The sequence below is a fragment of the Burkholderia sp. Ac-20384 genome, from assembly GCF_017104605.1.
GTDB classification, from domain to species: Bacteria; Pseudomonadota; Gammaproteobacteria; order Burkholderiales; family Burkholderiaceae; genus Burkholderia; species Burkholderia lata.
The window spans coordinates 1-8,081 of sequence record NZ_JAAGPE010000368.1; the positions used below are offsets into that span (position 1 = coordinate 1).

Sequence of the window (8,081 nt, forward strand, 5' to 3'; positions counted from 1 at the left end):
GATGCCGCGCGCGAGACCGCCAAGCGTGCCGGTCCAGCGGCGTTCGTCGGGCGTGCCGGCCCATTGCACGGCCGCGGCCGGCGTCGAGGGCGGCAGCACGGCGAGCAGGCCGGCGGCAATGCTGTCGACGCGGCTCATGCCCATGTAGATCGCGAGTGTGGTGCCGGTCGCCGCGAGGCGTGCCCAGTCGGGCTCGCCGTGGTCCTGGCGGTGCGCGGTGACGAACGTGACGCCCTGGCAATGCTCGCGGTGCGTGAGCGAGATGCCGAGGCTCGCGGCGGCCGCGAATCCCGACGAGATGCCGTTGACGATCTCGACCGGAATCGCGGCGGCGCGCAGCGTCGCCAGTTCTTCGCCGGCACGCCCGAACAGCAGCGCATCACCGCCTTTCACGCGCACCACGTGCGCGCCGCGCAGCGCGTAGCGGCGCATCAGCTTCTCGATGAATGCCTGCGGCGTGGAGCGGCAGCCGCCGCGCTTGCCGACGCGGATCACGCGTGCCTGCGGCGCGAGTTCGACGATGCCGGGCGCGACGAGATCGTCGAGCAGCAGCACGTCGGCCGCGGCCAGCGCCTTCACGGCCTTCAGCGTGAGGAGATCGGGATCGCCGGGGCCGGCGCCCAGCAGCGTGACTTTGCCTGTCGTCATGTCGTGTTCCTGTGCCGCCTGCATGCGGCGGTCGATAGCGCGTTGTCTGCGCGGCGGCGGCGGGCGGTCGAAACGCACCGGCATCCGGCCGTGCCGTGCACGGAGGGACACCGTTGTCCTGATCGGCCCGCCGGTACGACGGGCATGGTTTGCGGGGACTGCCCACCGGCGCCGTTGCCGGTGTCATGCACGGGATTCAGCAATATCCGGGCCAACCGGCATGAGACGTCGCGCCGGCGCGGCCGGAGCAGGGTGCATCGCGCCGCGCGATGGCCACGCGTGCCCATGCAGCCGCCGCGCGCGGGCAGCCGCAATGCCGCATCGGCGTGCATCGTGCCCCGTCAGCGCGCACCGCGATGTCGCACGGGGACAGTGCTGCAGCGCACCACATCTGTGCCTCGCTGCCTCACGGCGCATCGTGGGTCGCACGAAGCCGCGCATCGTGCAACGCCCGATGAGCCTTGCGCGGCGGGGCTGCGGGCCCGATTCGCGACGACATGGCACGGCGTTTGCATTAGGTGGTTCGGGCGGATCAACGGCGATGCGTCCGGCAGTACCGATTACTAGACGCGCCCGGCAACGGGCTTCATGGGCAACGGCGTCCTACGCATCGGGTCTCGACGAGACCGGGTGCGCAGGACGCCGTTTTTCGTTTGGCGGATGACATGACCGACAAAGCTACCCGTATCGATCTCTTCAGCTTCCGCACCGCGCCGATGCGCGCGTTCCACCTGACGTGGATGGCGTTCTTCGTGTGCTTCTTCGCGTGGTTCGCGTGCGCGCCGCTGATGCCGCTGATCGCACGCGAATTCCACCTGACCGCGGCACAGGTCGCCAACATCAACATCGCGGCCGTGGCCGCGACGATCGCCGTGCGGCTGCTGGTCGGCCCGCTGTGCGACCGCTTCGGCCCGCGCCGCGTGTACGTCGGCCTGCTGCTGCTCGGCGCGATCCCTGTGTTCGCGGTGTCGTTCACGCACGACTACCTGTCTTTCCTGATCTGCCGGCTCGGCATCGGCGCGATCGGCGCGGGCTTCGTGATCACGCAGTACCACACGTCGGTGATGTTCGCACCGAACGTGGTCGGCACCGCGAACGCGACGACGGCCGGCTGGGGCAACGCCGGTGCCGGCGCCACGCAGGCGCTGATGCCGCTGCTCGTCGCCGCCGGCCTGATGCTCGGCTTCGGCGAGGATTCGTCGTGGCGCATCGCGCTGGTCGTGCCGGGCGTTGCGATGCTCGTGATGGCCTGGGCGTACTGGCGCTTCACGCAGGATTGCCCGCAAGGCGACATCATCGCGCTGCGCAAGGCAGGCGTGACGGTCGACAGCGGCAAGAAGGGCGGCTGGGCGAGCTTCTTCGCGGCCTGCGGCAACTATCGCGTGTGGATGCTGTTCGTCACGTACGGCGCGTGCTTCGGCGTCGAGGTGTTCATCCACAACATCGCCGCGCTGTACTACGTCGATCACTTCAGCCTGTCGCTGAAGGACGCCGGGTTCGCGGTGGGCCTGTTCGGGCTGCTCGCACTGTTTGCCCGCGCGCTCGGCGGCTGGCTGTCCGACAAGATCGCCGCGCGCCGCAGCCTCGACGTGCGCGCCACGTTGCTGTGCGCGCTGATCGTCGGCGAAGGGCTCGGGCTGATCTGGTTCTCGCATGCGCAAAGCATCGGCATCGCGCTCGTCGCGATGCTCACGTTCGGCCTCTTCACGCACATGGCCTGCGGCGCGACCTACGCGCTGGTGCCGTTCATCGATCGCAAGGCGCTCGGCGGCGTGGCGGGGATCGTCGGCGCGGGCGGCAACGTCGGCGCGGTGGCCGCGAGCTTCCTGCTGAAGGGCGTCGGCGACGTGCAGCACACGCTGAGCCTGCTCGGGCTGGCCGTCACCGCGACCGCGCTGTGCGCGATGGCCGTGCGCTTCAGCGAAGAACACAAGGCTCGCGAAGCCGAGCTGCGCGACCGCGCGCTGGCTGCCAGCAGCGTCGCGAACTGATCGACCGAAGGAAACGTCACCATGAAACTCATCGTCATCGGCCACGGCATGGTCGGCCACAAGCTCCTCGAATGCGTCGCGGCGGAAGCGGGCACCGCGGGCGCGCTGCAGGTCACCGTGCTCGGCGAGGAACCGCGCCCGGCGTACGACCGCGTGCACCTGTCCGAATTCTTCGCGGGCAAGTCGGCGGACGACCTGTCGCTCGTCGAACCCGGCTTCTTCGCGCGTCATCCGCAGTTCGACCTGCGCCTGAACGCGCAAGTCGCGTCGATCGACCGGGCCGCGCATACGGTCATGCTCGTGTCCGGCGAAACGCTCGCGTACGACAAGCTGGTGCTCGCGACGGGTTCGCGCCCGTTCGTGCCGCCGATGCCGGGCCACGATCGCGACGGCTGCTTCGTGTACCGGACGATCGAGGATCTCGAAGCGATGCAGGCGTGCGGCACGCATGCGAAGCGCGGCGTCGTGATCGGCGGCGGGCTGCTCGGCCTCGAGTGCGCGAAGGCGCTGCGCGACATGGGGCTCGATACGCACGTCGTCGAATTCGCGCCGCGGCTGATGGCCGTGCAGGTCGACGACGGCGGCGGCCGGATGCTGCGCGCGAAGATCGAGGCGCTCGGCGTGACCGTGCATACGGGCAAGAACACGCTCGAGATCGTCGATGGCGAGGAAGGTACGCACCGGATGGCGTTCGCCGATGGTTCGCACCTCGACGCCGACATGATCGTGTTCTCGGCCGGCATCCGTGCCCGCGACGAACTGGCCCGCGCCTGCGGGCTCGACGTCGGCCCGCGCGGCGGCGTCGCGATCGACGATGCCTGCCGCACGAGCGACGCCGACATCTACGCGATCGGCGAATGCGCGGCCTGGAACGGCATGGTGTACGGCCTCGTCGCTCCTGGCTACGACATGGCGCGCGTGGTCGCGAAGCAGCTCGCCGGTGACGCGAGCGATGCGGCCGGCGCCGCATTTGCCGGCGCCGACATGAGCACGAAGCTGAAGCTGATGGGCGTGGACGTCGCGAGCATCGGAGACGCGCACGGCACGACGGCCGGCAGCCGCACCTACCAGTACGCGGACGAGCGCCGCCAGGTCTACAAGAAGCTCGTGGTGTCCGACTGCGGCAAGTTCCTGCATGGCGCAGTGATGGTCGGCGACGCGGCCGAATACGGCACGCTGCTGCAGATGATGCTGAACCGCATCGAGCTGCCGGAGTCGCCGGAATTCCTGATCCTGCCGTCGTCGGACGGCGTCGCGAAGCCGGCGATCGGCGTCGAGGCGCTGCCGGCGGCCGCCCAGATCTGCTCGTGCAACAACGTGTCGAAGTCGCAGATCTGCGCGGCGGTTGCCGACGGCGCGACGAGCCTCGGCGCGCTGAAGACGTGCACGGGCGCCGGCACGTCGTGCGGCGGCTGCGTGCCGCTCGTCACGCAGATCATGAAGGCCGAGATGAAGAAGCAGGGCCTCGCGGTCAACAACCATCTCTGCGAGCACTTCCCGCATTCGCGCCAGGAGCTGTTCCACCTGATCCGCGTCGAGCGCATCACGACCTTCGACGAACTGCTCGCGAAGCACGGCCACGGCCTCGGCTGCGACGTGTGCAAGCCGGCGGTGGCCGGCATTCTCGCGTCGTGCTTCAACGAATTCGTGCTGAAGAAGGAGCACGCCGGGCTGCAGGATTCGAACGACTACTACCTCGCGAACATCCAGCGCGACGGCACGTACTCGGTCGTGCCGCGCATGCCGGGCGGCGAAGTCACGCCGGAAGGGTTGATCGCGGTGGGCCAGGTCGCGCAGAAGTACGGGCTCTACACGAAGATCACCGGCGGCCAGCGCGTCGACCTGTTCGGCGCACGCGTCGAGCAATTGCCGTCGATCTGGGAGGAGCTGATCGCGGCCGGTTTCGAATCGGGCCACGCATACGGCAAGGCGCTGCGCACCGTGAAGTCGTGCGTCGGGTCGACGTGGTGCCGCTACGGCGTCGACGATTCGGTCGGCCTCGCGATCGACCTGGAGAACCGCTACAAGGGGCTGCGCGCACCGCACAAGATCAAGTTCGGCGTGTCCGGCTGCACGCGCGAGTGTGCGGAAGCGCAGGGCAAGGACGTCGGCATCATCGCGACCGAGAAGGGCTGGAACCTGTACGTGTGCGGCAACGGCGGGATGAAGCCGCGCCACGCGGAACTGCTCGCGTCCGATCTCGACCGTCCGACGCTGATCCGCTACATCGACCGCCTCCTAATGTTCTACGTGCGCACTGCCGACCGGCTGCAACGCACCAGCGTGTGGCGCGACAACCTCGAAGGCGGCCTCGACTACCTGATCGACGTCGTCGTGCACGACAAGCTGGCGATCGGCGCCGAGCTCGAAGCCGACATGCAGCACGTGGTCGACACCTACGAGTGCGAATGGAAGAAGGCCGTGACCGACCCCGACACGCGCAAGCGCTTCCGCCACTTCGTGAACAGCGACGCGCCGGACACGACCATCGAATTCGTCGAGACGCGTGGCCAGATCCGGCCCGCGACGCCCGGCGAACGTGCGGGCGGCAAACCCGTTTCGATTCCCGTCGTGGCTGAAGGCGTGACGCAAGCCGCCACCGAACCCGCAACCGTTTGACCCTGACCGACACCAGCGTCTTTTCCAAGGAGCCCATCATGAACGATCGTCTTCCGTTGTCCTGGACCCGCGTGTGCCCGCTCGACGACATCGTGCCGAACACCGGCGTGTGTGCCCTCGTCAACGGCGAGCAGGTTGCAGTTTTTCATGTCGCGCATGCCGAAGAAGGCGGCGTGTTCGCGATCGACAACGTCGACCCCGTGTCGCAGGCGGCCGTGATGTCGCGCGGGCTGATCGGCAGCCTGGGCGAGCGCGTCGTCGTCGCGTCGCCGCTGTACAAGCAGCATTTCGACCTGCGCACCGGCGAATGCCTCGAGGCGCCCGAGCAGTCGGTGAGCGCGTATCCGTCGCGGGTCGAGGATGGTTTCGTGTGGATCGCAGCCTGAGAGCCCCGGAGCACGCATGACCGCCACCCCCGTCAAGAGCGTGTGCCCGTACTGCGGCGTCGGCTGCGGGATGGTGCTGCACGTCGAGGAAGGCGAAGTCGTCAAGGTGTCCGGCGACTCCGACCATCCGACCAACTTCGGGCGGCTGTGCACGAAGGGCTCGTCGGCGCACGTCGCGTTGCGCCGCTCGGGCCGGCTCGACCGCGCGTTCGTGCGCCGGGCGCGCGAGGACGACCTGGTGCCGCTGTCGGCCCGCGATGCGATCGCCGAGACCGCACGCCGCCTGCGTACGGTGCTCGATACGCACGGGCCCGACGCGCTGTCGTTCTATGTGTCGGGGCAGATGTCGATCGAGGCGCAATACCTCGTCAACAAGCTCGCGAAGGGCTTCGTCGGCACCAACAACATCGAGTCGAACTCGCGCCTGTGCATGGCTAGCGCGGGCACCGGCTACAAGCAGTCGCTCGGCGCGGACGGCCCGCCCGGGTCGTACCAGGATTTCGATCGCGCGAACCTGTTCTTCGTGATCGGCGCGAACATGGCCGACTGCCATCCGATCCTGTTCCTGCGGATGATGGATCGCGTGAAAGCCGGCGCGAAGCTGATCGTCGTCGATCCGCGCCGCACGGGCACGGCCGACAAGGCCGACCTGTTCCTGCAGATCCGGCCGGGCACCGATCTCGCGCTGACCAACGGGCTGCTGCACCTGTTGCACGCGAATGGCCGCACCGATACCGCGTTCATCGACGCGTACACCGAAGGCTGGGACGCGATGCCCGCGTTCCTCGCCGACTACACGCCCGAGCGTGTCGCGGAAATCACCGGGCTCGCGGAAGCCGACCTGCGCACGGCCGCGCAATGGATCGGCGACGCGCAGGAGTGGATGAGCTGCTGGACGATGGGGCTCAACCAGAGCACGCACGGCGTGTGGAACACCAACGCGATCTGCAACCTGCATCTCGCGACGGGCAAGATTTGCCGCCCCGGCAGCGGCCCGTTCTCGCTGACCGGCCAGCCGAACGCGATGGGCGGGCGCGAGATGGGCTACATGGGCCCCGGGCTGCCGGGCCAGCGCTCGGTGGCGTCGGACGACGATCGCCGTTTCGTCGAGAACCTGTGGCGCGTGCCGGCCGGCACGCTGCGCAAGGAGACGGGGCAAGGCACGGTGGACATGTTCTCGCGGATGGCGGCCGGCGACATCAAGGCATGCTGGATCATCTGCACGAACCCGGTCGCGACGGTGCCGAACCGGCAGAACGTGATCGCCGGCTTGCAGGCCGCCGAGCTCGTGATCGCGCAGGACGCGTTCCTCGACACCGAGACCAATCGCTATGCGGACATCCTGTTGCCCGGCGCGCTATGGGCCGAGGGTGACGGCGTGATGATCAACTCCGAGCGCAACCTGACGCTGATGCGCGCGGCGGTCGCGCCGCCGGGCGACGCGCTGCCCGACTGGCGCATCGTCGCGGAAGTCGCGCGCGCGATGGGCTTCGGCGATGCGTTCGACTATGCGTCGGCGGCCGACGTGTTCGACGAGATCGTCCGTTTCTCGAATCCGGCGACCGGCTACGACCTGCGCGGCGCGAGCCATGCGGCGCTGCGCGACGGGCCCGTGCAGTGGCCGGTCGCGCCGGGCACCGCGCGCGAGCGCCACCCGATCCGCTACCTGAACGACGGCGTGAGCCAGACGCTGCGCGCGGCCGCCGACGGCAACGACGCACCGCGCCTCGCGTTCCCGACGCCGTCGGGCAAGGCGCGCTTCTTCGCGCGGCCGCATGTCGATCCGGCCGAGTTGCCTGACGACACGTTCCCGATCGTGCTGAACACCGGGCGCCTGCAGCATCAATGGCACACGATGACGAAGACGGGCAAGGTCGCGATGCTGAACAAGCTCAACCCGCGCCCGTTCGTCGAGCTGCACCCGGACGATGCGAGCGCGCTCGGCATCGCCGCGAAGGACAGCGTCGAGATCCGCTCGGCGCGCGGCCGCGCGGTGCTGCCGGCCGTCGTGACCGAGCGCGTGCAGCGCGGCAACTGCTTCGCGCCGATGCACTGGAACGACGTGTACGGCGACGACCTGTGCATCAACGCGGTGACGAACGACGCGATCGATCCCGAATCGCAGCAACCCGAACTGAAATACTGCGCGGTCGCGCTGCGGCGCGTCGAGACCGATGCGTTCGCGTCCGCCGACGACGAGACGGCGCAACCCGACGCACGCGCCGGCGACGCACGGCCCGCGCCGGTGATGACGCAGGCGACCGCTTCACAGGAATCCGACATGGCAGACATCGACACTTTCGCGGCCGCGCTCGGCGTGGCCGACCTCGCGCCGCCGCCGTTGACGGACACCGAACGGCTGTACGTGGCCGGCCTCGTCAGCGGGCTGAAGGCGAGCGCCGGGAAGCGCGAGGGCAGCGTGCCCGTGCTGCCGGCT

5 protein-coding genes are annotated in these 8,081 nt (G+C 69.0%); 4 read left to right on the forward strand and 1 reads right to left on the reverse strand.

The window, feature by feature from the left end; translation table 11 throughout:
* A partial coding sequence (gene cobA, locus G3O00_RS37250; protein WP_206146004.1) for a uroporphyrinogen-III C-methyltransferase occupies positions 1-648 on the reverse strand: 648 nt, incomplete at its 3' end.
* Between the two features lie 665 nt (positions 649-1,313).
* Between cobA and G3O00_RS37255 the strand changes: the two genes are divergently transcribed.
* The 4 genes from G3O00_RS37255 to G3O00_RS37270 all read left to right on the forward strand — a co-directional run.
* A complete protein-coding gene (locus tag G3O00_RS37255; protein WP_206146005.1) occupies positions 1,314-2,639 on the forward strand; it encodes an MFS transporter in 1,326 nt (441 codons plus the stop codon).
* 21 nt (positions 2,640-2,660) lie between these two features.
* Positions 2,661-5,258, forward strand: coding sequence for a nitrite reductase large subunit NirB (gene nirB, locus G3O00_RS37260; protein WP_206146006.1), 2,598 nt, complete (start codon positions 2,661-2,663; stop codon positions 5,256-5,258).
* A gap of 38 nt (positions 5,259-5,296) precedes the next feature.
* On the forward strand, positions 5,297-5,644 hold the full coding sequence (nirD, locus tag G3O00_RS37265; RefSeq protein WP_011354949.1) for a nitrite reductase small subunit NirD: 348 nt from the start codon (positions 5,297-5,299) through the stop codon (positions 5,642-5,644).
* 16 nt (positions 5,645-5,660) lie between these two features.
* Positions 5,661-8,081 (forward strand): nitrate reductase (locus G3O00_RS37270; protein ID WP_206146007.1); only part of this gene is annotated, 2,421 nt, incomplete at its 3' end.

Coding starts and splice junctions, on each gene's coding strand:
- G3O00_RS37255 (WP_206146005.1), top strand. CDS start 1,314: ATGACCGACAAAGCTACCCGTATCGATCTCTTCAGCTTCCGCACCGCG.
- nirB (WP_206146006.1), top strand. CDS start 2,661: ATGAAACTCATCGTCATCGGCCACGGCATGGTCGGCCACAAGCTCCTC.
- nirD (WP_011354949.1), top strand. CDS start 5,297: ATGAACGATCGTCTTCCGTTGTCCTGGACCCGCGTGTGCCCGCTCGAC.